Origin of the sequence: Actinomadura terrae (genome assembly GCF_022751215.1) — a bacterium.
GTDB classification, from domain to species: domain Bacteria; phylum Actinomycetota; class Actinomycetes; order Streptosporangiales; family Streptosporangiaceae; genus Spirillospora; species Spirillospora terrae.
The window spans coordinates 1537175-1563891 of sequence record NZ_JAICDG010000002.1 but is presented as its reverse complement, the minus strand read 5'-3'; the positions used below and the strand labels follow the sequence as shown (position 1 = coordinate 1563891).

General features: G+C 73.1%; 14 protein-coding genes. 7 read left to right on the top strand and 7 right to left on the bottom strand.

Translation table 11 applies throughout. The features are described from left to right. The first annotated feature begins 933 nt into the window (after positions 1–933). Positions 934–6387 (top strand): ATP-binding protein, encoded by a 5454-nt coding sequence (locus K2F47_RS17115; RefSeq protein ID WP_242904388.1) that lies wholly within the window; start codon positions 934–936, stop codon positions 6385–6387. A 14-nt stretch (positions 6388–6401) separates the two neighbouring features. On the opposite strand, the gene K2F47_RS17110 is transcribed toward K2F47_RS17115, so the two are convergent. The 7 genes from K2F47_RS17110 to K2F47_RS17080 all read right to left on the bottom strand — a co-directional run bounded on the left by K2F47_RS17110 (position 6402) and on the right by K2F47_RS17080 (position 16280). Then, positions 6402–7571: a PucR family transcriptional regulator gene (locus K2F47_RS17110; RefSeq protein WP_242904386.1), complete on the bottom strand. Its 1170-nt coding sequence runs from the start codon at positions 7569–7571 to the stop codon at positions 6402–6404. A gap of 77 nt (positions 7572–7648) precedes the next feature. Continuing rightward, positions 7649–9028 carry a cytochrome P450 gene (locus K2F47_RS17105; protein WP_242904384.1) on the bottom strand — a complete coding sequence of 460 codons (1380 nt, stop codon included), beginning with the start codon at positions 9026–9028 and terminating at the stop codon, positions 7649–7651. A gap of 78 nt (positions 9029–9106) precedes the next feature. Continuing rightward, positions 9107–9928, bottom strand: a complete 822-nt coding sequence (locus K2F47_RS17100; RefSeq protein ID WP_242904382.1) for an SAM-dependent methyltransferase — start codon at positions 9926–9928, stop codon at positions 9107–9109. A 71-nt stretch (positions 9929–9999) separates the two neighbouring features. Continuing rightward, positions 10000–12105: a nuclease-related domain-containing DEAD/DEAH box helicase gene (locus tag K2F47_RS17095; RefSeq protein WP_242904380.1), complete on the bottom strand. Its 2106-nt coding sequence runs from the start codon at positions 12103–12105 to the stop codon at positions 10000–10002. 4 nt (positions 12106–12109) lie between these two features. Beyond that, positions 12110–13435 (bottom strand): amidase, encoded by a 1326-nt coding sequence (locus tag K2F47_RS17090; RefSeq protein WP_242904378.1) that lies wholly within the window; start codon positions 13433–13435, stop codon positions 12110–12112. A gap of 2 nt (positions 13436–13437) precedes the next feature. Beyond that, the gene (locus tag K2F47_RS17085) at positions 13438–15084 is read right to left on the bottom strand and encodes an amidohydrolase (RefSeq protein ID WP_242904376.1); all 1647 of its coding nucleotides are present in this window, start codon (positions 15082–15084) and stop codon (positions 13438–13440) included. Next, the gene (locus tag K2F47_RS17080) at positions 15081–16280 is read right to left on the bottom strand and encodes a hypothetical protein (protein WP_242904374.1); all 1200 of its coding nucleotides are present in this window, start codon (positions 16278–16280) and stop codon (positions 15081–15083) included. Before K2F47_RS17080 ends, K2F47_RS17085 begins: the two co-directional genes overlap by 4 nt. A 203-nt stretch (positions 16281–16483) precedes the next feature. On the opposite strand from K2F47_RS17080, the gene K2F47_RS17075 reads away from it, so the two are divergent. The 6 genes from K2F47_RS17075 to narI all read left to right on the top strand — a co-directional run bounded on the left by K2F47_RS17075 (position 16484) and on the right by narI (position 26709). Continuing rightward, positions 16484–18133 (top strand): PucR family transcriptional regulator, encoded by a 1650-nt coding sequence (locus K2F47_RS17075; protein ID WP_242904372.1) that lies wholly within the window; start codon positions 16484–16486, stop codon positions 18131–18133. Between the two features lie 266 nt (positions 18134–18399). Further along, the gene (locus K2F47_RS17070) at positions 18400–19500 is read left to right on the top strand and encodes a PQQ-dependent sugar dehydrogenase (RefSeq protein WP_242904370.1); all 1101 of its coding nucleotides are present in this window, start codon (positions 18400–18402) and stop codon (positions 19498–19500) included. Between the two features lie 444 nt (positions 19501–19944). After that, the gene (locus tag K2F47_RS17065; RefSeq protein WP_242904368.1) at positions 19945–23715 is read left to right on the top strand and encodes a nitrate reductase subunit alpha; all 3771 of its coding nucleotides are present in this window, start codon (positions 19945–19947) and stop codon (positions 23713–23715) included. Next, positions 23715–25412: a nitrate reductase subunit beta gene (gene narH, locus K2F47_RS17060; RefSeq protein WP_242904366.1), complete on the top strand. Its 1698-nt coding sequence runs from the start codon at positions 23715–23717 to the stop codon at positions 25410–25412. The genes K2F47_RS17065 and narH overlap by 1 nt, the downstream gene beginning before the upstream one ends. Then, entirely contained in the window at positions 25409–25996 is a 588-nt protein-coding gene (narJ, locus tag K2F47_RS17055) for a nitrate reductase molybdenum cofactor assembly chaperone (protein WP_242904364.1), read from the top strand. The genes narH and narJ overlap by 4 nt, the downstream gene beginning before the upstream one ends. Next, the gene (gene narI, locus K2F47_RS17050; protein ID WP_242904361.1) at positions 25993–26709 is read left to right on the top strand and encodes a respiratory nitrate reductase subunit gamma; all 717 of its coding nucleotides are present in this window, start codon (positions 25993–25995) and stop codon (positions 26707–26709) included. The genes narJ and narI overlap by 4 nt, the downstream gene beginning before the upstream one ends. Positions 26710–26717 lie beyond the last annotated feature (8 nt).

Genomic DNA, 26717 nt, shown 5'->3' with positions numbered 1-26717 from the left:
GGCGTCATGCCGCCGACGACCCCCAGCCCTTGCTCTCGGGACCGGAGCAGGGCGGGTACGCGACCCCGCGATGGCGGGTTCGCTCAGGAGACGAACGCCGCCTCCGGGCCCTGGAGGCGGGCTTTCGTCGCGACCGCCCGGGCTAGGGGTGGGCGGTCGGGCATGGCCTGCGGAGCCATGTGATCCTGGACGGTGGGAGCCGTGACTTCCGTCGGCGACCTCGTCCATGGCGGGGAGCGGGGAGCGGGGGGCGGGGCATTGCTTTCGTCCGCTAGGAAATCTTCCTATCGGATTTGCTATACGATAGCCGCCGCTCCGAATAGCGGGCAAGGGCCAATTGGGCGCCGTCGATTCGCATCGTAATAGACCAGCGCAGATCAGGGGCCGGACCAGCTCGCGTCCTGCCGAGATTCGTTGATAAGTGACCAGCCTTGTAACGGCAATTGTCAATGTTTGCGCCCGGGCGAGCTTAGGCGGTATTTGACTGGGCGTTTTTGAGACCGCTTCGACCATTCTGGGGATAGCTCAGCGGTTATGCCCTCCGGGGCGAAAAGCGTCCTCGGCGGGCGGGTCGGCGTGCGAGTCGGAAGTCTGGACGGGAGTGGACGCGGAGCGTGATTCATTGGTTGCGTGTGGTTACCAGCGGAGGGGTGGTTTCTTGATCGGAGCTTCGGATACCGCGTGGTGGGCGGGCGTTTCGCCTGGTCAGGGTGGGGGCTATAGGTGGGGACAAGGTTGCCGCTGGCGGGGTGGCGCATGCTCGGAGGGCGTGCAGGTGGGCGGCGGCTTTTGGATGTTTCCCACAAACTGGGGGCGCTCAGCCTGCCCCCTCAGCGGCATGGCGCAGCCGGGCCGGAGGCGGAAGGGTGAGCATGGCCGGGGCCGACCGTGTCCACGGCGCGCACATCGGTGGTCTAGAGGAGGGCTCGGACGGTGTTCAGTCGTGTCGCCATCGTCAACCGTGGTGAGGCCGCCATGCGGCTCATCCACGCAGTACGGGACATCGCCGCGGAGACCGGGACCCGGATCGAGACCGTCGCCCTGCACACCGACGTCGACCGCGCGGCGGCGTTCGTGCGGGAGGCCGACCGGTCCTACGATCTCGGGCCCGCGTCCGCGCGTCCGTACCTCGACCTGAAGGTGCTGGAGCGCGCGCTGGTGGAGTCCGGCGCGGACGCGGCCTGGGTCGGCTGGGGCTTCGTCGCCGAGGACCCGGCGTTCGCGGAGCTGTGCGAGCGGGTCGGGGTGAGGTTCGTCGGCCCGAGCCCGGAGGCGATGCGCAAGCTCGGCGACAAGATCGGCGCGAAGCTGATCGCCGAGGAGGTCGGGGTCCCGGTCGCGCCGTGGAGCCGCGGGGCGGTCGAGACGCTGGAGGACGCGCTGGCCAAGGCATCCGAGATCGGCTACCCGCTGATGCTGAAGGCGACGGCGGGCGGCGGCGGGCGCGGCATCCGCGTCGTCACGAACCCGGCCGGGCTGGAGGACGCCTACGAGCGCACCGGCCAGGAGGCCGCGCGGGCGTTCGGCAGCGGCGTCGTGTTCCTGGAGCGCCTGGTCACCGGCGCGCGGCACGTCGAGGTCCAGGTGATCGCCGACGGGCAGGGGACGGCGTGGGCGCTCGGCGTCCGCGACTGCTCGGTGCAGCGGCGCAACCAGAAGGTCATCGAGGAGTCGGCCTCGCCGGTGCTGAGCGCCGAGCAGGCGGCGGAGCTGAAGTCCTCGGCCGAGCGGCTGGCGCTCGCGGTCGGCTACCGGGGCGCGGCGACCGTGGAGTTCCTCTACCACCCCGGCGAGCGGCTGTTCGCGTTCCTGGAGGTCAACACCCGGCTCCAGGTCGAGCACCCGATCACCGAGTCCACCACCGGGTTCGACCTGGTCAAGGCCCAGCTGCACGTGGCGTCCGGCGGACGGCTCGAAGGCGAGCCGCCGGTCGAGCGCGGGCACGCCGTCGAGGCGCGGCTGAACGCCGAGGACCCCGACCGCGACTTCGCCCCCTCCCCCGGCCGCATCGCGCGGCTCGACCTGCCCGCCGGGCCCGGCGTCCGGGTGGACACCGGGGTCCGCGAGGGCGACACGATCCCCGCCGACTTCGACTCGATGATCGCGAAGATCATCGCCTACGGCCGGGACCGGGACGAGGCGCTCGGCCGGCTGCGCCGCGCGATGACCGAGACCACCGTGATCATCGAGGGCGGCGCGACCAACAAGAGCTTCGTGCTCGACCTGCTCGACCGGCCCGAGGTGATCGACGGCAGCGCCGACACCGGCTGGATCGACCGCGTCCGCGGCGAGGGCGGGCTGGTCTCGCACCGGCACTCGGCGGTCGCGCTGGCCGCCGCCGCGATCGAGGCGTACGAGGAGGAGGAGCGCGCCGAGCGGCAGCGGCTGCTGTCGACGGCGTCCGGCGGGCGCCCGCAGGCGCGGCACGAGAGCGGCCGCCCGCTGGACCTCAAGCTGCGCGGCGTCTCCTACCGGCTGCGCGTGGCGCGGGTCGGCGCGCACCGGTTCCGGGTCGGCTTCGACGTGGGCGAGGACGTCCGCACCGCCGACGTGGAGCTCGACCGCTTCAGCAAGCACACCGGGCAGATCGCCGTGAACGGCGTCCGGTACCGGCTGCTGACCGGCACGCACGGGCCGATCCACCTCGTCGAGGTCGACGGGGTGGCGCACCGCGTCAGCCGGGACGAGGGCGGCGTCGTCCGCTCCCCCGCGCCCGCGCTGGTCGTCGCGACGCCGTTGAAGGCGGGCGACGAGGTCGAGGCGGGCGCGCCGGTGCTGGTGCTGGAGAGCATGAAGATGGAGACGGTGCTGCGCGCGCCGTTCCGGGCGCGGCTGAAGGAATGCGTCGTGTCCGTCGGGAGCCAGGTCGAGACCGGCGCGCCGCTGCTGCGGCTGGAGCCGCTCGCCGACGGCGCGCAGGACGAGGCGGCCGCGGAAGGGCCGACCGTCGAGCTGGAACTGCCCGCCGCGCCCGAGGAGGTCCCGGCGCGGGTCCGCGCCGTCCGCGGCCAGGAGGACCTGCGCAGCCTGTTGCTGGGCTTCGACGTGGACCCGCATGACGAGCGCCGCGTCCTGGACGACTACCTCGACGCGCGCAAGGCCGCCGAGCGGAACGGGCACCAGCCGCTGCTCGGGGAGCTGCGCCTGGTCGACGTGTTCGCCGACCTCGCCGAGCTGGGCCGCGACCGGCCCGTGAGCGGCGACGGCACCGACGGCGGCCACGTGCACAGCGCCCGCGAGTACTTCCACACCTACCTCCAGAGCCTGGACGTCGAGCGGGCCGGGCTGCCGGAGGCGTTCCAGGCCAAGCTCGCCAAGGCGCTCGGCCACTACGGCGTGACCGAGCTGGAGCGCTCCCCCGAGCTGGACGCGGCGGTGTTCCGGATCTTCCTGTCGCAGCAGCGCGCCGCCGCCGACACGGCGGTGATCGTGGCGCTGCTGCGGGCGTGGCTGCGGGAGCCGCCGCCCGACCTGACGCTGCGCGAGGACGTGGGCCTCGCGCTGGAGCGGCTGGTCGCGGCGACGCAGGTGCGCTTCCCCGTCGTCTGCGACCTCGCGCGCGGCGTGGTGTTCGCCTGGTTCGCGCAGCCGCTGCTGCGCCGCAACCGCGCCCGCGTCTACGCCGAGGTCCGCAAGCACCTGCGGCACCTGGACGCCAACCCCGACGCGCCGGAGCGCGGCGAGCGCATCGCCGAGATGGTCCGCAGCACCGAGCCGCTCGTGCGGCTGCTCGGCCAGCGCCTCGGCCGCGACGGCCGGGACAACTCGATCCTGCTGGAGGTGCTGACCCGCCGCTACTACGGCAACAAGGGGATCACCGGCGTCCGGACGCGGGAGGCCGCGGGCTGCACGTTCGTCGTCGCCGAGCGCGCGGGCTCGGCCGTGGTGTCGGCGGCGGTGGGCTTCGAGGCCCTCGGCGGCGCGCTGGACGGCCTCGCCGAGCTGGCGCGCGGCGAGGAGGCCATCGACGCCGACATCTACCTCGCCTGGGAGCGGCAGCCGGAGGACTTCGGCGCGATGGCGGAGGCGTTGCAGGAGGTCATCGACGCCCACCCGCTGCCGGAGCCGGTCCGGCGGGTGACCGCGACCGTCGCGGGCAGCGGCGGCGCCGTGATGCACCACCACTTCACGTTCCGCCCGTCCGAGGGCGGGATGGTCGAGGAGCGGCTGATCCGGGGCCTGCACCCCTACATCGCGCACCGGATGCAGATCGAGCGGCTGAGCGAGTTCGACCTGACCCGGCTGCCGTCCTCCGACGAGGAGGTCTACCTGTTCCAGGCGGTGGCGCGGGGCAACCCGTCCGACGACAGGCTCGTGGCGTTCGCGCAGGTCCGCGACCTGACCGAGCTGCGCGACCTGGACGGCAGGCTCGTCGCGCTGCCGACCGCGGAGGACACCATCGCCGCGTGCCTGGACTCGATCCGGCGGGCGCGGTCGCGGCGGCCGTCCAAGAAGCTGTTCCCCACCAACCGCGTCGTCATCTACGTGTGGCCGCCGAGCCACATGACCCGCGCCGAGCTGGAGACGATCGCCGAGCGCGTGCTGCCGACGGCGGCGGGCGCGGGCCTGGAGGAGATGCTGTTCATCGCCCGGCACCGCCACGAGCGGACCGGGGAGCTGCGCAAGATCGCCGTCCGGGTCACCTTCGACGCGGCCGGACGCAGCGAACTGCACATCGGCGCGCCGTCCGACGCGCCGGTCGAGCCGATCGACGGCTACCGGCAGAAGGTGCTGCGCGCGAGCAGCCGCAACACCGTCTACCCGTACGAGCTGGTGGGGCTGCTCGGCGACTTCGTCGAGCACGACCTCGACGAGACGCACGCGCTGGTGCCGGTGGACCGTCCGAAGGGGCGCAACACGGCCGCGATGGTCGCGGGCGTCGTCACGACGCGGACCGCGCGGCACCCGCAGGGCGTCAGCCGGGTCGTGCTGCTCGGCGACCCGACCAAGTCGCTCGGCGCGCTGTCGGAGCCGGAGTGCCGCCGCGTGATCGGCGCGCTGGACCTCGCCGAGCGGATGCGGGTGCCGCTGGAGTGGTACGCGCTGTCGTCGGGCGCCCGGGTCTCGATGGAGTCCGGCACCGAGAACATGGACTGGGTCGCCGCCGCGCTCAAGCGGATCGTCGAGTTCACCCAGGACGGCGGCGAGATCAACATCGTCGTCGCGGGCATCAACGTCGGCGCGCAGCCGTACTGGAACGCCGAGGCGACGATGCTCATGCACACCAAGGGCATCCTCGTGATGACGCCGGACTCGGCGATGGTGCTGACCGGCAAGCAGGCGCTCGACTTCTCCGGCGGCGTGTCGGCGGAGGACAACTTCGGCATCGGCGGCTACGACCGCGTGATGGGGCCGAACGGGCAGGCGCAGTACTGGGCGCCGAACCTGGCCGCCGCGCGGGATGTTCTCATGGCGCATTACGACCACACTTATGTTGCGCCTGGGGAGGACGGGCCGCGCCGGGCGAGCACTACCGACCCCGTCGACCGGGACGTGTCGTCCTTCCCGCACACGGTGGCGGGCAGCGACTTCGCCACGGTCGGGGAGATCTTCTCCGCCGAGGCCAACCCGGACCGCAAGAAGCCGTTCGACATCCGGACCGTCATGCGGGCGCTGTCGGACCAGGACCACCCGGTGCTGGAGCGCTGGGCGGGCATGGCCGACGCCGAGACGGCGGTCGTGCAGGACGTCCACCTCGGCGGGCAGCCCGCCTGCCTGCTCGGCATCGAGTCGCAGGCGGTGCCCCGGCGCGGCTTCCCGCCCACCGACGGGCCCGACAGCTACACGGCGGGCACGCTGTTCCCGCAGTCGTCGAAGAAGGCCGCCCGCGCGATCAACGCGGCCAGCGGCAACCGTCCGCTGGTGGTGCTGGCGAACCTGTCGGGCTTCGACGGGTCGCCGGAGTCGATGCGCAAGCTCCAGCTGGAGTACGGCGCGGAGATCGGCCGCGCGATCGTGAACTTCCGCGGGCCCATCGTGTTCTGCGTGATCTCGCGGTACCACGGCGGCGCGTTCGTGGTGTTCTCCAAGGCGCTGAACCCGAACATGACCGTGCTCGCGCTGGAGGGCTCGTTCGCGTCCGTGCTCGGCGGGGCGCCCGCCGCGGCGGCGGTGTTCGCCGGGGAGGTCAACGCCCGCACGGCCGCCGACCCCCGCGTCCGGGACCTGGAGGGCCGGGTCACGGCCGCGTCCGGCGCCGAGCGCGCGACGCTGACCGCCGAGCTGGACGAGCTGCGCTCGTCCGTCCGGACGGAGAAGCTCAACGAGGTCGCGGCGGAGTTCGACCGCGTCCACGACATCCGGCGCGCGGTCGAGGTCGGCTCGGTGGACGCGGTGATCGGTGCCGCCGAGCTGCGTCCGCGGATCATCGCGGCCATCACGCGCTGACCGGCCGCCGGGCGTCACGGGTTGACGGCCAGCACGCGCGCCACCGCCGCGGTCAGCACGCGCACGCCGTGCGCGGTGGCGGGCGCGATGCCGGTCAGCTCGCGCGCCCGGTGCAGCCGGTAGTCGACGGTGCGGGGATGGATGTGCAGGTGGGACGCGGTGGCCAGCCGGTTCATGTCGTGCCGGTAGTAGGCGTCGAGGGTGGTGACCAGGTCGGGGCCGCGCGCGAGCTGCTGGGCCACCTGGCGCAGCCAGCGCTCGACCTCGGGCAGCCGTCCGGCGCCGAGCTCGACGAAGACGTCCTGGAGCGTGCTGACCTCGCGCGGGACGGCGCGCAGCGGCGCGGCCTCGGCGATCCGCCGCGCCATCGCCAGCGCGTCGGGCAGCGCGTGCCGGCGCGCGCTCGACGCCCCGACGGCGCAGGGCCGCCCGACCGCGCCCGCCACCGCGCGGGCGAAGTCGAGCGCACTCCGCCGGACGCGGGCCTGCGCGGTGTCGCCGGGGACGAGCGCGACGACTTCGAGCGGCTCGCGCCACCGCAACGGCACCCGGTGCTCGGCGGTCAGGGCACCGACGATCTTCTGGCGTTCCGCCGCGGGCGTGTCGGGGCCGCGTCCGGCGATCCGGACGACCGTCACCGTGTAGCCGGCGGCGAGCGGGAGGCCGAGGACCTCGGCCAGCCCGGACGCGACCGGGTCGCCGGTCAGCAGCGCCTCGGCGAGCTGCTGGACGCGGTGGGCGAAGGTCAGGACGTTCCTCTGCCCGTCCAGGAATCCGTGGGTGTAGGCGTCCTTGGCCGCCGTGCCCTGGGGGCCGAGCCAGCCGAGGAGCCGCATGAGCGCGTCCGCCTCGCCCGGCCCGGCCGCCTCGTGCAGCTCCTGCACCGCCAGGGCCGAGTGCAGGCCGAGGACGTGGTCGTGGGCCTTCAGGGACATCCCGGCCAGGGCGCGTTCGCGTCCGGCGGCGGCGATGGCCGCTAAATCGTCGCTGCTCAGGGGCATTTCGTCGACGGCCAGTTCGACGGTCCGGCGCCGCAGCAGCACCGAGAACTCCACGAGCGCCTCCCGCGCCGAGGCGTCGGCGGCCACGGCGCGGAACTCGGGCACCTCACGCGCGTAGATCTCGACGGCGCGCCGCGCGTTGGCGCCCACCCGGCTCTCCAGCAGCTTGAACAAGTCCCCCATGATGCGGCCCCCGTGTTCGGTCTCGTTCTCCCTCCTGTTCGCGGGCCGTGGGCGTCTGGATGACCTATGCCGCTGGCCTAATGCGGACGCGCCCGGGGGGTGAGGTCCAGGTGGATGTCGTTGGCCGCCCATAGGACGAAGCGTTCTGTGGGGGTCACCGTGTGGCCTGGGGCGAGGCGGAACTCGAATCGCTTCAGCAGGACGGCGAGGACGAGTTCCGCCTCGACCATCGCGAGGGCGGCGCCCTCGCAGCTGCGGGGGCCGATTCCGAACGGGATGTAGGCGAGCTGGGGGCGGCCCGCCGACGCCTCGGGGGTGAACCGGTCGGGGTCGAACACGTGCGGGTCCGGCCAGTATCGGGGGTTGAGGTGGACGGCCCAGAAGGGGTAGAAGATGGTCGTCCCGGCCGGAATTTCGTAGTCGCCGATTGTGAGGTCTTCGGTGGCCTCTCGGGCTCCGTAGGGGCCCGGCGGGTACAGGCGCATTGTTTCTCTGAGGACCCGGTCGAGGTACTTCAGTTTCTTCAGGTCGGCGTATTCGGGGACGGCGCGGTCGCCGAGGACATTGTCGAGTTCGGCGGCGACACGTCCGGCGATGTCCGGGTGCTGAGCCAGCGTGTAGAGCACCCAGGAGATCGCGACGCCCGTCGTGTGGTGGGCGGCGAGCATGGTCATCAGCACCGAGTCGCGGATGCGCGCCGGGGACTCGCCCGACTCGACCAGCGCGGCGATCATGTCGCTGCGGCCGGTGCTCTCGCGGTGGGCCGCGAGGACCCTGTCGACGGTCGCGCGCAGGTAGGCGAGGCCCTCGTCGGCGGCGTCGGAGGTGTCGGGGGCGTCCGGCTGGTAGAGGCGGCCCAGGTACTCGGTGAGGACGGCCTCGAAGGCGGAGACGACGCGTCCGGACTCCTCGGGCGTGAGGCCGCTGCCGAGGGAGTAGCGGCAGATCATGCGTAGGGAGAGTTCGCTCAGGTCCTTCTGGGAGGTGATAGTGCCGTTCCGGGGGGTGTGGGGGGTCGTCCCCCCACCAGCAGCAGGGCCGGACGCGGCGCGGGTCTCCCAGTGGTCGGCCAGGTCGGTCGCGAGGGCGGTGAAGTGCGCGAAGTGGGCCTCGTGGGAGGGGCGTCCGGCCAGCACCGACAGCATCACGCGGCGCCACGGGCCGTGCTCGTCGGCCGGGAGCGTTTGCAGGTTGCCCGCCTCCTGGAGCGGGGCGAGGAACTCGAACAGCCGCTCCGGCCGCTTGTTGATCTTCGCGGTGGCCTCCAGCAGCACCGGGTCGGCGACCGACACCGCGAGGCCCGCGCCGGGGAGGGGGAAGCGCACCACGGGCCCGTACTCGGCGTGCAGGCCGAGCTGGTAGTTGTGCAGCCCACCGGCGGCCACGATGGCCTGCGCGCCGTCGCCCTCCGCGGACGGCCCGGGAATCTGCGATGGGGTGATGCCGCTGCCGCGCATTTCGGAGCTCTCCCGCGTTTCGGCTGTTTCGATGGCCGCGATGCATTCATGCCCGGCAATCGGCCGGGCGCACATCGGTTACGGCTTGCGGGCGGCGACGGCGTACATGTTGGTGGCGGTGTCGGGCAGGATCTCCTCGCCGGGGGCGGGGTGCCAGCGCGGCATCGGGACGACGCCCGGTGCCACCGGTTCCAGCCCGGCGATCAGGCGTTCCACCTGCGCGCGGTCGCGCAGGTACATGGGGATGCCGCGGCGGGTGTACTCGGCGGCGAGGTGCGCGGACTCGGGCGCGAGGTCGCCGGTGGGGATCGTGAGCGCGAGGTAGCTGCCGGACGGGAGCGGCGCGACGAGCGCCTCCACCAGCGCCTGCGCGTCCTCCACGAACTGGAGGACGGCGATCAGCGTGAGCGCGACCGGGCGGGTCAGGTCGAGGGTCGCGGCGAGCGCGGGGTCGTCGAGGAGCGTTCCAGGCGAGCGCATGTCGGCCTGGATGTAGGCGGTGCGGCCCTCCGGTGAGCTGGCCAGCAGCGCCCGCGCGTGGGCCAGGACGATCGGGTCGTTGTCGACGTAGACGACCCGCGCGTCCGGGGCCGCCTCCTGCACGACCTCGTGCAGGTTCGGCGAGGACGGGATGCCGGTGCCGACGTCGATGAACTGCCGTATCCCCTGGTCGGCGAGGTGGCGGGCCATGCGGTGCATGCAGGCGCGGTTGGCGAGCATGGAGGTGCGCAGGCCCGGCCAGTCGGCGAGGACGGTGGCGGCGGTCTCCCGGTCGGCGACGAAGTTGTCCTTGCCGCCCATGATGTAGTCGTAGACCCGCGCCGAATGGGGCCGGTCGGTTTGCAGGTCGGTCTGGTCGATCGGTTCCTGCTGGTCGGGGCGTTGTCCGGCGTCCGGCATGTCGGGGGATCCTGCCTCTCGCTCGCGGGTTGCCGTGAACCGCTGTTTCGGCCCACCCCTATCGCCGTGCACTATAGCTCCGCGTTGCCCGCCGTTCGCCCGTTTTCGTGGGACTTGTCGGCACAGCCGAGCCAGAGCAGGTCGCGGGCGCGCGTCATCGCGACGAACAACTGGCGGCGGGCCAGTTCCGCGCGTTCCCGCTCGGCGGCTCCCGCGTCCCTTTCCGGCGAAAGGTCGTTGTCGAAATGCGGGAGAAAGACGTTCTTGAATTCGAGGCCCTTGGCGCGGCGGTAGGTGCCGAGTTTGATCGCCTCGACCGGGCGGCCGTCGTAGCTCTCCAGGCGCAGGACGGGGATCCCCTCGCGGGCGAACAGGCGGTGGTACTGCTCGATCTCGCGGAGCGAGCGGCACAGGACCACCGAGTCGGCGAGCGCGGTGGCGCCGCCGCCGTCGCGTTCGGGCAGGGCCCTGATCGCCTCGATGAGGCGGCGGTCGTGGTCCTCCTCGTCGGCCGCGTCCACCCGGAGGACCTCTCCTTCGTGATAGGTGAGATCGACCGTGCGGCGACCGTTCGGGTTGGGGCCGTCGAGGTCGTCGAAGGGGTCGTCGGAAACGACCTCCATCGCCGCTTCTAGGATGCGCGCGGCGTTCCGGTAGTTGGTGCGCAGGACGGCGCCTCGACCTTTCACGGCGATCCCCGCGTCCGCGAGCCGGAAACCGCCCGGATAGACCGCCTGCTGACCGTCGCCGATCAGCAGCAGGCCGTTCGGACCGTCGCCGGAAATGGCGTGCAGCAGCCTGACGCCGATCAGCGTGAGGTCTTGGACCTCGTCCACGATGACGGCGGAATAAGGCGGATCGGCGGGGCGTTCGCGCAGTTCTTCCAGGGCCGCGGAGAGCACGTCGTTGAAGTCGCCGACGCCGCGCGCTTCGCGCAGCATCTCGTATTCCTCGTAGAGCAGCCAGGCGGCTTCGCGGTGCGCGGGCTGGAGCGCGGTACGGCGTCCGTGCCGGGCGACCGTGCGGTACTCCTCCAGGGAGGTCAGCCCGCGTCCCTTGATGACGTGGTCGATCTCCTCGCGCCAGTATCCGGGGCTCGGGTCGATCTCGGCGAGCGCGCTGTCGCGGCCGACCGTCACCCACGCGCGCGAGAACGCGTCGTCGGCGCGCGGCGGATTCAGCGTCAGCGCGACACCGCGTTCGGCGAGGAACGCCGACGCCCATCCGTGCAGGCTGCGGAATTCGACGCGGTCGGCGAAGGTGGAGGCCATCCGTCCGAAGAGCTGCTTCTGCACGCGCGGCAGATTGTTGACGAACGTGACGTAGAGGATGCGGCCCGAGGTCCGTCCGGCGAGATGGGCGGCGCGGTGCAGCCCGACGACGGTCTTTCCCGTTCCGGCCGGGCCGGTGATGCGCGCGGGCCCGCTCCAGTCGCGGCGCGCGAGGGCCACCTGGTCGGAGTCCAGAAACGTCATCCACTGCTCGATCGGCGCGTGCAGCAGCGATTCCATCGCGGCCTTCTCGACGTCCTCGGTCTGGAAAAGGGCGTCGTCGGCCATGTCGGCGGGCGCGGTGCCTTCCTTCAACGCGGTGGACTCGTAGGCGGGGAACGCCTGGGCCAGGTGGTCGCCGACGATGCGCACGAGCGCCGGGGTCAGCCGTTTCGGTTCGGCGACCAGCGCGTGGACGAGGTCGGGATGGCCGAGCAGCCGAGCCCGGCCGAGGCGCACGTCGAGGCGGTGCCCCGCGAACACCATGAGCGGGCGCAGCGCGACCGGCGACATGCCGAGCGCGGCGACCTGCTCGTCGGCCGTCCGCGTCATCGCCAGCAGCTTGGCCAGCTCCCCGTCGCGGTTCTCGCCGCCGGTGGTCAGATGGTCGTCCACGACCTCCGGCGGCTCGCGCCAGCGCTTGACGTCGATGACGAACACGCCGCCGGGACCGACGAGGATCATGTCGATGTTCGCGGCGCGGGTGCCCGGCCAGTGCCGGTCCACCAGCAGCCGCCAGCCGACGGCGGTCAGGCTGACGAGCGAGGCCGCGACCACCCGCTCGGCCTCGGCGCCCGCCTCCCAGCGCGCCGCCACCGCCCACGCCTCGCGCGACCGCCGCGCCAGTTCGAGCGCCTGCTCGCGCGCCCGCCGCCCCCGTTCACCCGCCGAACCGCCTGCCGCCATGCCCTCAGTTTCGCAGGGCCTCCAGGGCCGCGGCGAGGGAAAGGAGATCACGCTCGCCGTAGTGGGGCGCGATGAGCTGGACGCCGGACGGGCGGCCCGGGGCGACGGTGCCCACCGGGACCGACACCGCCGGGTGGCCGGTGTGGTTGGCCAGGGACGTCAGCCGGACCATCGCGGCCACGGCGTCCTCGGGTGCCCCGGCCAGGTCCACCTCGGTCCGGCCGAGGGGCGGCGGGTCGATGGCCATGGTGGGCAGGGCGATCGCGTCCACGCCGGTGAGGATCTCGTCGAGGCGGGACCGCAGGACGAGGCGGCCGCGCTGCGCGGCGAGGTAGTCGGCGGTCTTCACCCCGGCGCCCGCGAGGATGCCGTCGCGCATCGCCGTCCCGTAGCGGTCGTCCGGCTCGCCGAAGCGGCGGCGGTGGTAGGCGGCCATCTCGGCGGAGAGGACCGGCCAGTGGACGGCCTTGACGTCCTCCTGGTCGGGAAGGTCGACGGTGACCAGCTCGGCCCCGGCGGCGCGGGCGGCGCCGAGCGCGGTGGTGAAGTCGTCGCACAGGTGCGGGTCGACGACGCTCAGGTAGTCGTCGGTGGGGACGCCGATCCGCCGTCCCGGCAGGTGCGCCGGGTCACCGGAACCGGTGTCGCCGGAACCGGCGAGCAGGGCGTCCAGCGTGAGGGCGACGTCGGCGACGGTGCGGCCGATCGGCCCGGCGTGGTCCAGCGACCAGGCGAGCGGGACGATCCCCTCGGTGGGCAGGAGGCCGTAGGTGGGCTTGAGGCCGACCACCGCGCAGCAGGCGGCGGGGATGCGGACGCTGCCGCCGGTGTCGGTGCCGAGGGCGGCGAAGCACATCCCGGCGCGGACGGCCGCGGCCGAACCGCCGCTGGACCCGCCCGCCGTGCGCGCGGGGTCGAACGGGTTGCGGGCCGGGCCGAGCGTGGTGAGGGCGAACTCGTCCTGCGTGGTGGAGGCGACGATGACCGCGCCCGCGCGGCGCAGCGCGGCGACCACCGACGCGTCCTCCGGCGCGATCGCCCCAGCCAGGACGCGCGAGCCCGCGTCCTGCGGCATGCCCGCGATGGCGATCATGGCCTTGACCGCGACGGGCACGCCGTCCAGCGGGCCGAGCGGGGCCCCGGCGGCGTGCCGCTCGGACGCGCGCGCCGCCTCCGCGCGGGCCTCGTCGGCGCGGACGTGGGCGATGGCGCTCAGCGGGTCCCGTGCGACGCGGTCGAGCGCCATCTCGACGACCTCCGCCGGGGAGACGGCACCGTCGGCGTAGCGGGCGCGCAGCTCGCGGATCGGGGCGTCCAGGATCTCGTCCATCGTCAGTTCCCCTTCTCCCAGACGGGACTGCCGCCGACCCAGGTGCCGGTCACGGGGATGTCGGCCAGGCGCTCGGGGTCGGCGCGCAGCGGGTCCTCGGCGAGGACCGTGAAGTCGGCCAGATAGCCGGGCGCGATACGGCCCTTGACATGCTCCTCGCCGGACGCGGCGGCCGACCCGAGCGTGTAGACCTCCAGCGCCTCGCGCGGGGTCAGCCGCTCCCCCTCGCCGAGGACGGTGCCGTCCAGGCTGCGGCGGGTCGTCATCGACTGGAGCGCGTACAGCGGCTCAAGCGGGCCGCACGGGTAGTCGGACGAGCCCGCGACCGTGATCCCCGCGTTCCGGAACGTGCGGTGCGGGCTGATCCGGGCCGCGCGCTCGGGGCCGTAGTGGTCCACCAGGTTGCGCCCGTGGTAGCGGACGAACGCGCCGAACGGGACGGGCACCACGCCGAGGTCCCGGATGCGGCGGACGAGCCCCTCGTCCACCACCGAGCAGTGCTCGATGCGGTGCGCCTGGCCGGGACGCGGCGGCGTCGCGGCGATGGCCCGTTCCATCGCGTCCAGCACCTTGCCGATCGCGAGATCGCCGTTGGCGTGGACGGCGAGCCTCGCGCCCGCCGCGTGCACCCGGTGGATCACGTCGGCGATCTCCTCGTCCGGCATGACCTGGATGCCGCCGGTCGGCTCGCCCTGGGCGCCCCGGTAGGGCCGCGAGCACAGGCAGGTGCCGCCGGAGACCGCGCCGTCGCTCATCATCTTCACGCCGGTGAACCGTAGCCACTCGTCGCCGAAACCGGTGTTCAGGCCCAGGCCCGGCGCCGGGTCGAAGAACTCGTACCAGAGCAGCATGCCGATCCGGGCGGTGAGCGCGCCCTGGTCGCGGGCGGTCTGGTACAGCTTCCAGTCGGCCGGGTGGACCATCGCGTCGCAGATCGAGGTGATCCCCGCCGCGTTCAGCTCGCCGATCACCCGCCGCAGCGACTCGACCCGCGCCTCCATCGTCGGGGCCGGGACGAGCGGGGGCCGCGAGCCGTGCCCGAGGAACCCCTCCATCCAGGCCCGCTCCCAGACGACGCCGGTCAGCCGCCCGCCGTCGCGGACCAGCTCGCCGCCGACGGGGTCGGGGGTGTCCTCGTCGTATCCGGCGGCGGCCAGCGCGGCGGAGCCCGCGACCGCGCCGTGGTACGAGTAGTGGATGATCAGCACGGGGTGGCGTGCGGAGACCCGGTCCAGGAGGGCGCGGTCGACGGCGCCGCCGTCCTCGGTGCGGGAGACGTCGAAGTTGTGGCCGACGACCCACTCCCCCTCCGGGGTGCGGGCCGCGCGCTCGGCCAGCGCTTGCCGCACCTCCTCGGCGCTGCGCGTCACCGTGGGCGCGAGATCGACGTAGAGGCCGCCGTCGGCCAGCAGCGACGGGTGGGCGTGCGCGTCGTTGAACCCCGGCACGACCACGTCGCCGCCCAGGTCGACCGTCTCGGCGTCGGGAAACCGTTCGCTCAGGTCGCGGGCGTCGCCCACCGCGACGATCTGTTCGCCCAGGATCACGAACGCGTCGGCGCCGCCCTTCTCGTCGGGCGCGTCCATGGTGATGACGCGGCTCGCCCGCACGAGGCGCAGCGGGTGGCGGGGGACCTCCGTCCGGCTCATACGAGACCCGCCGAGTCGAGCGAGGTGAGCGCGGGAATCCCCAGTGCGCTGATGACGGTCATCGACATGACACTCCCTATGAACGGATGGAAGTCGGCGGGCAGCCGGACGGCGATGGCCCGCGCCAGCGGAGGCCCGACCGCCGCGCCCACGGCGGCCGCCAGCACGATCGCGCGCCAGCCGCCGCCGGTGGCGAGGACGGCCGCCGGGGCGAGCGACACGACGGGAACGAACGTCGGATACCAGCCGTACCGCGCCCACCGCCCGGCGTGCAACCAGACACCCCAGACGGCCGTGAGGATCTGGGCGGTCAGCAGGTCGGGGACGAGGCCGCTGCTGTAGGAGGGGCCCATCGTGTCGATCGTCCAGGCGGCCAGGAGCCCGGCGAGCAGACCCGCCGACGCCCACTCGTTGCCGTGGAACTGGGCCTCGCTGAAGTCGGCGAGCGCGCGCCGCACCAGCCACAGCCGGGGCCGCGGCGCCGGGTCCTCCTCGGCCGGGTCGGCCGGGTCGGTGCGGGGGTCGTCCGGGGGCGGCGGGGCGGGCATCCAGGGCAGGCGGCGCGCGACGGAGAAGGCCGCCAGCGCGCCGACCGACATCCCGCCGACGTTCGCGACCACCGACGGCAGGTCGAGCGGCGGGCAGAGGTAGTGCCACAGCAGCAGCGACACCGGCGTCACCAGCAGCGCCCCGAGCACCCCCGAGGTCAGCGCCACCGGCAGGCCGCCGCCGTAGATCAGCACCATCGCGGGCGGGACCGACACGAACGGGACGAACGTCGGCTGCCACTCGCCGCCCGACAGCGTCCAGCCCCAGAGGGCGTTCGACAGCAGCAGGCCGCAGCCCGCCGCCAGCAGCGCCCAGGGCCACAGCCCCGTGCCGTAGGCGATGTCGAAGCCCCGGCCCCGCCACCGCCGCCGCGCCGCCAGGTGCGCGACCGCCGCCGCCGCGAGCAGGCCCGCCCCCGCGAGCCAGGCCTTGTAGAATTGCGCCTCGGTGGTGTCGCCGAGCATCCAGTCGAGCCACGCGGCGATCCCCCGGCCGCTCGGCACGGCCGCCTCGGGCCCGCTCGCGGGCAGGTGGTCCTGCGCCCCGGTCATCGCCAGGTTGAGGAGCACGGCGCCCACGGTCACGACCAGCATCTGCGGGAGCGGGCTCGTACGCCGGACGGCAGGGACGTCCACCACCACAGGCATCGACTCCCTTCCAGCGCGACTGCGGGCTGTGACACCGAGTGTGCGCAACGCACGGGGGCCGGGACAACGAACAGACTGCCCACGCTCGGTGTTCTCTGCTGACACTTTGTTGACCCACAATGGTCCTGAACAGGTTTTTCGGAGATCGCGGGCGCGGGCCCGAAGCACGGGCAGGCTCGACGGACGGGCGGAGGGAGCACGGCATGGGTGACGAGGCCGACGGCCCGCTCGTCCGGGTGGCCCTGCCGACGGTCGCCGAGGTGCTGGAGCTGCCCGCGCTGCGGGTCGGACGGCCCGAGGTCCTCGCCGGGCGCGACCGCCTCGACCGGCGCGTCCGGTGGGTGCACGTCGGCGAGATCCCCGACATCGCCGGGCTGCTGCTCGGCGGCGAGCTGATCCTGTCCACCGGGATCGGCCTGCCCGACGGCGACGACGAGCTGCGCCGCTACGCCGCCGGGTTGGCCGAGGCGGGCGCGGCCGGGCTGGTGGTGGAGCTCGGACGCCGCTTCCGGCGGTTGCCGGGGCCGCTCGTCCAGGCGATGGAGCGCGGCGGCCTGCCGCTGGTGGCGCTGCACCGCGAGGTGCGGTTCGTCAAGATCACCGAGGCGATCCACACCTGGATCGTCGAGCAGCAGTTCGCGGTGCTGCGCGCGTCCGAGCGGGCGCACGAGCGGTTCACGGCGCTGTGCGTGCGCGGGGCGTCCCCGGCGGAGATCGTCGCCGAGGTCGCGGACATGGCCGGCTGCCCGGTCGTCTTCGAGGACCTCATGCACCGCGTCGTCGCGCACGCGGCGGCCGACATTCCGGTGGACGACCTGCTCCGCAACTGGGAGGCCCGCTCCCGGATGGCCCGCGCGGACGGCCGGACGGCGGTCTGCGGCGACGAGCGCTGGGCGGTCACCGACGTCGAGGCGCGCGGCGAGGCGTGGGGGCGGCTGGTGCTGCTGCCGTCCGGCGAACCGTCCCAGACCCAGCTGCTGGTGCTGGAGCGCGGCGCCACCGCGCTCACCCTCAACCGGCTGCTGGAGCGCAACCGGGAGAGCCTGGAGCGCCAGGCGCACCGCTCGACGCTGTCGGACATCATCGACGGCCGGTACGCCTCCCCGCAGGACATCGCGGCGCGCACCGCCGCGCTCGGCGTCCCGATCGACCAGTCCGCACTGGTCGCCGTCATCGTCGAGCCCGAGCACGGGCCGGACGAGCCGGTCGGCCCGCTCGCCGCCGGGCCGCTCGCCGCCGAGCCCGTCGCGGCGGCCGCGCGCGCCGCCGGTGCGCGGGCGCTGGTCGGGGCGCTGGACGGCCGCCGCGTCGGGGCGCTGCTGGCGCTGCCCGACCCGGCGGGGCGGCCCGGCGTGCTGGAGCGGTTCGCGCGGGGCGTGCACGAGCGGCTCGGCCGTCCCGCGACCGTCGCGGCCGGGACGACGGCCCGCGACCTGGCCGAGGTCAGGCGCTCGTTCGCCGAGGCCCACCAGGTCGCCGACGCGGCGCCGCCGCCCGCGACCGGGCACCACCGGCCCTACTACGAGCTGCCGGACATCCAGCTTCGCGGCCTCCTCTACATCCTCGGCGACGACCCGCGGTTGCAGGCGTTCGTCGAGCGCACGCTGGGGCCGCTGCTCGACCACGACAACCGGCACGGCACGAACCTGCTGGAGACGCTGCGCGCCTACGTCGCGCACGGCGGGAACAAGTCCGAGGCCGCCACCGCGGCGCACCTGTCGCGGCAGAGCCTCTACCAGCGCCTCGCGGCGATCGAGCGGGTGCTCGGCGTCAGCCTGGAGTCGGCGGACGTCCGGACGTCCCTGCACGCGGCCGTCATGAGCCTCGACTCCACCGGCCCGTCCGCCCGCTGACCATCGATATTGGAAGCGCGCAATGCGCGGCAAGAGGTTGATCTTGCCGAAGGGTCGCCAAGGCACGGTTGATACCGCTGGTCATCGCGGTTATTTCTGATTCTCGCGACACCTCTGAATGTTGAAGGTGAAAAATCGAACCTTCACAGCGGACGGTGGGACAGGTACGTTACAAGGCGATACGGAGGGATCTGGATCCGATCATTTCGCCACTGCGGAGGCGCAACCGGGGGCAACCGGCAGCACCAAGCGACATGGAGTGGAAAATGCCCCGGAAAACACGCGCGATGGCCTTCCCGATCGCGGTCTTCACCGCAGCGTCCCTGGTCGCGGCGCCCGCGTCGGCGACGCCGCAGGCGGCCCCCGGCACAGTCACGCGGGCCAATCCCGCGTTCGACTTCTCCAAGCCGCAGACCGCCGCGTCCAATCTCACGGTGCCGTGGGGACTGGCGTTCCTGCCCGACGGAAGCGCGCTGATCGCGGAGCGGACGACCGCCCGCATCCTCAAGCTGACGACGCCCGGCTCGACGCCGACCGAGGTGGCGAAGCTGTCGGGCGTCACGCCCACCGGCGAGGGCGGCCTGCTCGGCCTCGCGGTCTCGCCGGACTACGCGAAGGACGGCTACGTCTACGCCTACTACACCTCCTCGACCGACAACCGGATCGTCCGGTTCAAGCTCGCCGCCTCGCCCCAGCAGGAAGTCGTCTTCTCCGGAATCGCGAAGAACTCCTTCCACGACGGCGGCCGGATCCACTTCGGCCCCGACGGGTTCCTGTACGCGAGCACCGGTGACGCCGGGACGAAGCCCAACGCGCAGAACGCGTCCAGCCCGAACGGGAAGATCCTGCGGATGACGGCGGAGGGCAAGCCCGCGCCCGGCAACCCGGCCCCGAACTCCGTCGTCTATTCGCTCGGGCACCGCAACGTGCAGGGATTCGCGTGGGGCGCCGGCGGAATGTACGCCAGCGAGTTCGGCCAGGACACCTGGGACGAGGTCAACCACATCACGCCCGGCGGCAACTACGGCTGGCCGAACGTCGAGGGCACCGGCGGCGGGTCGAACTACATCGATCCCATCGCCACCTGGCGCACGAGGGAGGCCTCGCCCAGCGGCGCCGCCGTCGTGGGCGACACGCTCTACACCGCCGCCCTCGGCGGGCGGCGGCTGTGGACGGTCCCCCTGGACGGCAAGGGCGGCTCGTCCGGTACGCCCACGGCGGTGCTCCAGGGCACCTACGGGCGGCTGCGCACGGTCGAGCTGGGCCCGGACGGGTGGCTCTGGGTGACGACGAGCAACCGCGACGGCCGGGGCAGCCCCGCCGCGACCGACGACCGCATCCTCCGCTTCCCCAAGAGGGCGGGCTGACCCCGCAGGGTCCGACCGCACGATCGTGAAGGGCCATGGCGCCCGCCGGACGTTCCGGCGGGCGCCATCGCTCGTCCGGTGGGCCGAACGGTCCGCGCGCCCCGCCGCGACGCGCGGGTTCGGCCGGACCGGCCCCCGGGGGACTGTACGTTTCGCGTTTTATGTCACCGGCTTATCAGTTGGATCGTTCGTGGCCCTCGGAAGGCCGTGACGTCTGATTTTCAGCACACCTGACCACGGAGTTTTTCCTATATTCACCGGTGGCGCCGGCACGCCCCAGAACCCCCGCGCGAGGAATTTAGGTTAGCGAACGGCAAAGAGCATTGACTCCTATGGTCAAGGAGCGTGAGATTTCTCGGGGGCCGGTTCCGGCCAGTACAGCGGCGTGCGCTTGTGAAGGAGTGTGTCGTGGTTCTTCGTGGAGGCCGTGAACGTGCCGGTCAGGTGGCGGCGGAAGCGGAGGAGCGGCTGCTGAGAGCGGGGCGACTGCTCCGTCCCACCCGGACCGCGGCCGATCTCCGCTTCGTCTACCGCGACGACCAGAAGGTCAACGACGCGCCGTACCGCGAGCGCTGGGCGCACGACAGGGTGGTGCGTTCCACCCACGGGGTCAACTGCACCGGGTCCTGCTCGTGGAAGGTGTACGTCAAGGACGGGCTGATCACCTGGGAGACGCAGCAGACCGACTACCCGAGCGTCGGGCCCGACCGTCCCGAGTACGAGCCGCGCGGGTGCCCGCGCGGGGCGTCCTTCTCCTGGTACACCTACTCGCCCACGCGGGTGCGCTACCCGCACGCGCGCGGCGTGCTGATCGAGATGTACCGGGAGGCCAGACGGCGTCTCGGCGATCCCGTCGCGGCCTGGGCCGAGATCGTCGAGGACCCCGAGCGGCGGCGCCGCTACCAGTCGGCGCGGGGCCGCGGCGGGCTGGTGCGCGTCGGCTGGGACGAGGCGCTGGAGATCGCCGCCGCCGCGCACGTCCACACGATCCAGACCCACGGGCCGGACCGGGTCGCGGGCTTCTCCCCCATCCCGGCGATGTCGATGGCCTCGCACGCGGTCGGCGCCCGATTCATGTCGCTGATCGGCGCGCCGATGCTGTCGTTCTACGACTGGTACGCCGACCTCCCGGTCGCCTCGCCGCAGGTGTTCGGCGACCAGACCGACGTGCCCGAGTCGGCCGACTGGTGGGACGCGGGATACCTGATGCTGTGGGGCTCCAACGTCCCGGTGACGCGCACCCCCGACGCCCATTGGATGACCGAGGCGCGTTATCGCGGACAGAAGGTCGTGGTGGTCTCGCCCGACTATTCCGACGCCACGAAGTTCGCCGACGAGTGGATGCATCCGCATCCCGGAACCGACGGCGCGCTCGCCATGGCGATGGGCCATGTGATCCTGCGCGAACATTTTGTGGACCGCACCACACCCTATTTCGACGGGTACGTGAAGCGTTTCACCGACCTGCCTTTCCTGGTCGAGTTGCAGGAGCGGGACGGCGCGTTCGTCCCCGGCAAGTTCGTGACGGCGGCCGACATCGGCCTGGAGACGGCGGCGGCGCCGGACGACCGGCACTGGCAGCCCGTCCTGATGGACGCGCGGACCGGCGCCCCGGCGGCCCCGAACGGCACGCTCGCCGACCGCTGGGCGCCCGCGGGCGAGGGCCGCTGGAACCTCGACCTCGGCGGCATCGACCCGCTGCTCACCCTCTACTCCGACGGCGCGCAGAGCGCCGAGGTGCTGCTGCCCCGCTTCGACACCGAAATCCCCGGGGCGCCCGCCGCGAGCGCGAACGGCGACGGGGCGGCCGACGGGGCGGCGGACGGCGAGGGAACCACCGCCGGTGGTGGCGGCGCGGTGCGTCGCGGTGTGCCCGTGCTCCGGGTGGGCGGGCGCACCGTGACCACCGTGTACGACCTGCTCCTCGCCCAGCACGGCGTGGACCGCCCCGGGCTGCCCGGGGAGTGGCCGGTGGACTACGACGACCCGCGCGTCCCGTGCACGCCCGCCTGGCAGGAGCAGATCACCGGCGTGCCCGCCGCGCGCGTCGCCGCGATCGCGCGGGAGTTCGCCGACAACGCCGAGCGCACCCGGGGCCGCTCGATGATCGTGATGGGCGCGGGCACCAACCACTGGTACCACTCCGACACGATCTACCGCTCGTTCCTGTCGCTGCTGCTGCTCACCGGCTGCCAGGGCGTGAACGGCGGCGGCTGGGCGCACTACGTCGGGCAGGAGAAGGTGCGGCCGCTCGCGGGCTGGCAGCAGCTCTCGACGGCGGCCGACTGGGTCCGCCCGTCCCGGCAGATGGCGGGCACGCCGTACTGGTACATGCACACCGGGCAGTGGCGCTACGAGGGCTTTTCCGCCGGGGCGCTGTCGTCGCCCACCGGGCCCGGCCTGTTCGCCGGGCGGCACACCGCCGACCTCGTGGCGCAGTCGTCCCGGCTGGGCTGGATGCCGTCCTACCCGACGTTCGCCGCGAACCCGCTGGACCTCGGCCGCGCCGCGCACGAGGCGGGCGGCGACCCGGCCGACTGGGTCGCCGAGCGCGTCCGGGACGGGCGGCTCGGCTTCGCGGTCGAGGACCCCGACGCCCCCGAGAACTGGCCGCGCGTGCTGACCGTGTGGCGCGCGAACCTGATCGGCTCGTCCGCCAAGGGCAACGAGTACTTCCTGCGGCACCTGCTCGGCGCGCAGGACAACGCGACCGCCGAGGAGGCGCCGCCCGGCACCCGCCCGAACGACGTCGCCTGGCGGGAGGGACCGCGCGGCAAGCTCGACCTGCTGATGGCGCTGGACTTCCGGATGACCTCCACGACGCTGTTCGCCGACCTCGTGCTCCCGGCGGCGACGTGGTACGAGAAGCACGACCTGTCCAGCACCGACATGCACCCCTACGTGCACGCGTTCTCCCCGGCGATCAACCCGCCCTGGCAGGCCAGGACGGACTTCGAGATCTTCCACGGGCTCGCGCGGAAGCTGTCGGAGCTGGCGAGGGGACGGCTGGACGTCGCGCACGACCTGGTCGCGACCGCGCTGCAACACGACACCCCCGGGGAGACCGCCCAGCCGGGCGGAACGGTCCCCGACTGGCGCGCGGGCCATCCCGCCCGCCCCGGCCGCAACCTCCCGGCGATCGCGCTCGTGGAACGCGACTACACCGCGGTCGCCGACCGGCTCGCCGCGCTCGGCCCCCTGCCGCGCGACGCGGGCATGCTGGTCAAGGGCGTCCACGTGCAGGCCGCCCCGGAGGACGAGTGGCTCGCGGCCCGCTGCGGCACCGCGACCGGCGGCGCGGCGCGCGGCCGCCCGCTGCTCGACACCGACGTCCGGCTGTGCGAGGCCGTGCTGGCGCTGTCGGGCACCTGCAACGGCCGGATCGCCGCCGAGGGCTTCACGAACCTCGCCGGACGGGTCGGCGACGGCTCGGCGCTGGCGGAGCTGGGCGCCTCCGTCGCCGAGCGCCGGGTCGTGTTCGGCGACACCCAGGACCGGCCCGTCCAGGTCTCGACGAGCTTCGAGTGGTCGGGCAAGGAGGCGACCGACCGCCGCTACTCGCCGTTCACGATCAACGTCGAGCACGGCAAGCCCTGGCACACGCTGACCGGGCGGCAGCACTTCTTCCTCGACCACGACTGGATGATCGAGTTCGGCGAGCAGCTCCCGATCTACCGTCCGCCGCTGGACATGGCCGCGCTCGGCGAGGGCGGGCCCGCCACCTCCCTCGGCGACGCGAACGGCAACGGCGACGGCCGCGCGGTGACCGTCCGCTACATCACGCCGCACTCCAAGTGGTCGATCCACTCGGAGTACCAGGAGAACCTGCTGATGCAGACGCTCGCCCGCGGCGGGCCCGTGATCTGGATGAGCGTCCAGGACGCGGAGGCCGCGGGCGTCGCCGACAACGACTGGATCGAGGCGGTCAACGTCAACGGCGTGGTCGTCGCCCGCGCGATCGTCTCGCACCGCATGCCGCCCGGCACCGTGTTCATGTACCACGTGCAGGAGCGGCTGGTGAACGTGCCCCGCTCGCAGGCCACCGGACGCCGGGGCGGCGTCCACAACGCGCTGACCAAGCTGCTGATCAAGCCGACGCACCTCATCGGCGGCTACGCCCAGCAGTCGTTCGCCCCCAACTACCACGGCCCCACCGGCAACCAGCGTGACGCCGTCACCGTGATCCGGCGCCGTTCCCAGGAGGTCCAGTACTGATGGCCCGACCGAATCTCCGCAAGAAGGGCGGCGCCGGGAACGCCGGCGGGAAGGCCGCCCCGCGCCGCGTGATGGCGCAGGTCGCCATGGTGATGAACCTCGACAAGTGCATCGGCTGCCACACCTGCTCGGTGACCTGCAAACAGACCTGGACGAACCGTCCCGGCACCGAGTACGTCTGGTTCAACAACGTCGAGACCCGGCCCGGCCAGGGCTACCCGCGCGGCTACGAGGACCAGGACCGCTGGCGCGGCGGGTGGACGCTCAACCGGCGCGGCAGGCTCGTCCCCCGCGCGGGCGGGCGGTTCCGGCGGCTCGCGGGGATCTTCGCCAACCCCGACCTGCCCGAGCTGAACGACTACTACGAGCCCTGGACCTACGACTACGCCACGCTGACCGACGCGCCGCTCGGCGACGACGTCCCGACGGCGGCGCCGCGGTCGCTCATCGACGGCAGGCCCACGTCGGTGGAGTGGGGCCCGAACTGGGACGACGACCTCGGCGGCGGGCCCGCGCACCTCGCGAACGACCCGATGCTCCGCAAGATCGGCGACGACATCAAGCTCGAGTACGAGCGGTCGTTCATGTTCTACCTGCCGCGCATCTGCGAGCACTGCCTCAACCCGTCGTGCGTGGCGGCGTGCCCGTCCGGCGCGCTGTACAAGCGGATCGAGGACGGCATCGTCCTCGTCGACCAGGACCGGTGCCGGGGCTGGCGGATGTGCGTGTCCGGCTGCCCGTACAAGAAGATCTACTTCAACCACCGCACCGGCAAGGCCGAGAAGTGCACGCTGTGCTACCCGCGCATCGAGGCGGGCGAGCCGACGGTCTGCTCGGAGACCTGCGTCGGGCGGCTGCGCTACCTCGGCGTGATCCTCTACGACCCCGACCGGGTCGGCGAGGCCGCCTCCGTCGAGAACGACACCGACCTGTACGAGGCGCAGCTCGGCTGCTTCCTGGACCCCGACGACCCGGAGGTCGCGGCGGCGGCCGAGGCGTCCGGCGTCCCGCACGACTGGATCACCGCCGCGCGCCGGTCGCCGGTGCACGCGCTGATCAACAAGTACAAGGTGGCGCTGCCGCTGCATCCGGAGTACCGGACGATGCCGATGGTCTGGTACATCCCGCCGCTGTCGCCGATCGTCGACGCGCTCGCCGAGACCGGCAACGACGGCGAGGACGCGGGCAACCTGTTCGGCGCGATCGAGTCGCTGCGGATCCCGGTGTCCTACCTCGCCGAGCTGTTCACCGCCGGTGACCCGGAGCCGGTGCGCGCCTCGCTGCGCAAGCTCGCGGCGATGCGGGCGCACATGCGCCGCGTCAACCTCGGCGAGCCCGAGGACCCGGAGATCGCCGGGAGCGTCGGCATGGACACCGACCAGATGCGGGCCATGTACCGGTTGCTCGCGCTGGCCAAGTACGACGAGCGCTACGTCATCCCGACGGCCTACAACGGCGGCTCGTTCACCGGGGCCGCCGACCACGGGTGCAGCCTGGAGGGCCCCGGCGGCCCGGGCATGCTCGACGGCGACGCCGCGGGCGAGGCGTTCCACGCGCCGCCGCTCGTGCCCACCCCGTCGGGCGCGGCGCCGGACGGCGACGGCGACGGGCCGCGCCGGGTCAACCTGCTGAACTGGAACGGTCACGGCAGGCCCGCGGGTCTGTTCCCGCCGCGCACCGCCGAGGAGGGGTCGTGACGGTCCGGCTCGTCCGGCAGGCGGCCTCGCTGCTGCTGGCCTACCCGGACGCGGACTGGCCCGCGACGCTCGACCTCGTCGCCTCCTCGCTGGCGGGCGCGCGGGGCCAGGCCGCCGCCGCCCTCGCCCGGTTCTGCGCGGACGTCGCGGACGTCCCGCCGCTGGAGCTCGGCGCCCGCTACGTCGCGACGTTCGACCGCGACCGCCGCCGCACCCTGCACCTCACCTACTACACCGACGGCGACACCCGCGCCCGCGGCGCGCGGCTCGCCGAGATGAAGGCCCTCTACCGCCTGCACGGCTGGAACCACGAGGACGGCGAGCTGCCCGACTTCCTGCCGGTCATGCTGGAGTTCGCGGCGCGCGTCCCGGACCCGGGGACCGAGCTGCTCACCGCGCACCGGGCCGGGCTGGAGCTGCTGCGCCTCGCGCTGCGCGACGCGGGCAGCGCGTACGAGGCGGTCATCGGGGCCGTGTGCTCCACCCTCCCCGGCGCGAGCCCGCGCGACCGGGAGGCGGCCCGCGCGCTCGCGCGGTCAGGACCCCCCACCGAGACGGTGGGCGTGGAAGGACATCGACGATGAAACACCTGCACATCGCCCTGTGGGGCGTCCTGCCCTACCTGGTGCTCGTGCTGTTCCTCGCGGGCAGCGCCTGGCGCTACCAGTACGACAAGTTCGGGATCACCACGCGGTCCAGCCAGCTCCACGAGAGCAGGCTGCTGCGGGTCGCGAGCCCGATGTTCCACATCGGCCTGCTGCTGGTCATCGGCGGCCACGTGATCGGGCTGATCATCCCCGAGAGCCTGACCGAGGAGCTGCGCGTCCCCGAGTCGGCCTACCGCGCGAACGCGCTGCTGGTCGGCGGGCTCGCGGGGACGGCCGCCGTGGCGGGCCTGTCGATCCTGATCTGGCGGCGGATGACGACCCGCGCCGTCCGGGAGTCCTCCACGCGCAGCGACCGCGCCCTGTACCCCGTGCTGATCACGGTCCTGGTCGCGGGGCTGATCGCGACGCTCGCGGGCAGCGCGTCCGGCGACTACGACTACCGGCTCGGCGTGTCGATCTGGTTCCGCAGCCTGTTCGAGCTCGACCCCAACGTCGACGCGATGCGGGACGCGCCGCTCGTGTTCCAGGTGCATACGCTGACGGGCATGGCCCTGTTCGCGCTGTGGCCCTTCAGCCGCCTGGTACACGCCTTCGCCGCCCCGGTCGGCTACCTCGTCCGCCCCTACGTCGTGTACCGGTCGCGCCGCCCGACGGCCCCGCGGGCGCTCGAAGGGCCGGACCGCGCCTAGACGCGCGC

Bases quoted from the DNA above. Each gene is read 5' to 3' on its own strand.
- K2F47_RS17090 (WP_242904378.1), bottom strand. From the start codon at position 13,435: ATGGACGAGATCCTGGACGCCCCGATCCGCGAGCTGCGCGCCCGCTAC.
- K2F47_RS17080 (WP_242904374.1), bottom strand. From the start codon at position 16,280: ATGCCTGTGGTGGTGGACGTCCCTGCCGTCCGGCGTACGAGCCCGCTC.
- K2F47_RS17075 (WP_242904372.1), top strand. From the start codon at position 16,484: ATGGGTGACGAGGCCGACGGCCCGCTCGTCCGGGTGGCCCTGCCGACG.
- narH (WP_242904366.1), top strand. From the start codon at position 23,715: ATGGCCCGACCGAATCTCCGCAAGAAGGGCGGCGCCGGGAACGCCGGC.
- K2F47_RS17070 (WP_242904370.1), top strand. From the start codon at position 18,400: ATGCCCCGGAAAACACGCGCGATGGCCTTCCCGATCGCGGTCTTCACC.
- K2F47_RS17095 (WP_242904380.1), bottom strand. From the start codon at position 12,105: ATGGCGGCAGGCGGTTCGGCGGGTGAACGGGGGCGGCGGGCGCGCGAG.
- K2F47_RS17110 (WP_242904386.1), bottom strand. From the start codon at position 7,571: ATGGGGGACTTGTTCAAGCTGCTGGAGAGCCGGGTGGGCGCCAACGCG.
- K2F47_RS17085 (WP_242904376.1), bottom strand. From the start codon at position 15,084: ATGAGCCGGACGGAGGTCCCCCGCCACCCGCTGCGCCTCGTGCGGGCG.
- narI (WP_242904361.1), top strand. From the start codon at position 25,993: ATGAAACACCTGCACATCGCCCTGTGGGGCGTCCTGCCCTACCTGGTG.
- K2F47_RS17105 (WP_242904384.1), bottom strand. From the start codon at position 9,028: ATGCGCGGCAGCGGCATCACCCCATCGCAGATTCCCGGGCCGTCCGCG.
- K2F47_RS17100 (WP_242904382.1), bottom strand. From the start codon at position 9,928: ATGCCGGACGCCGGACAACGCCCCGACCAGCAGGAACCGATCGACCAG.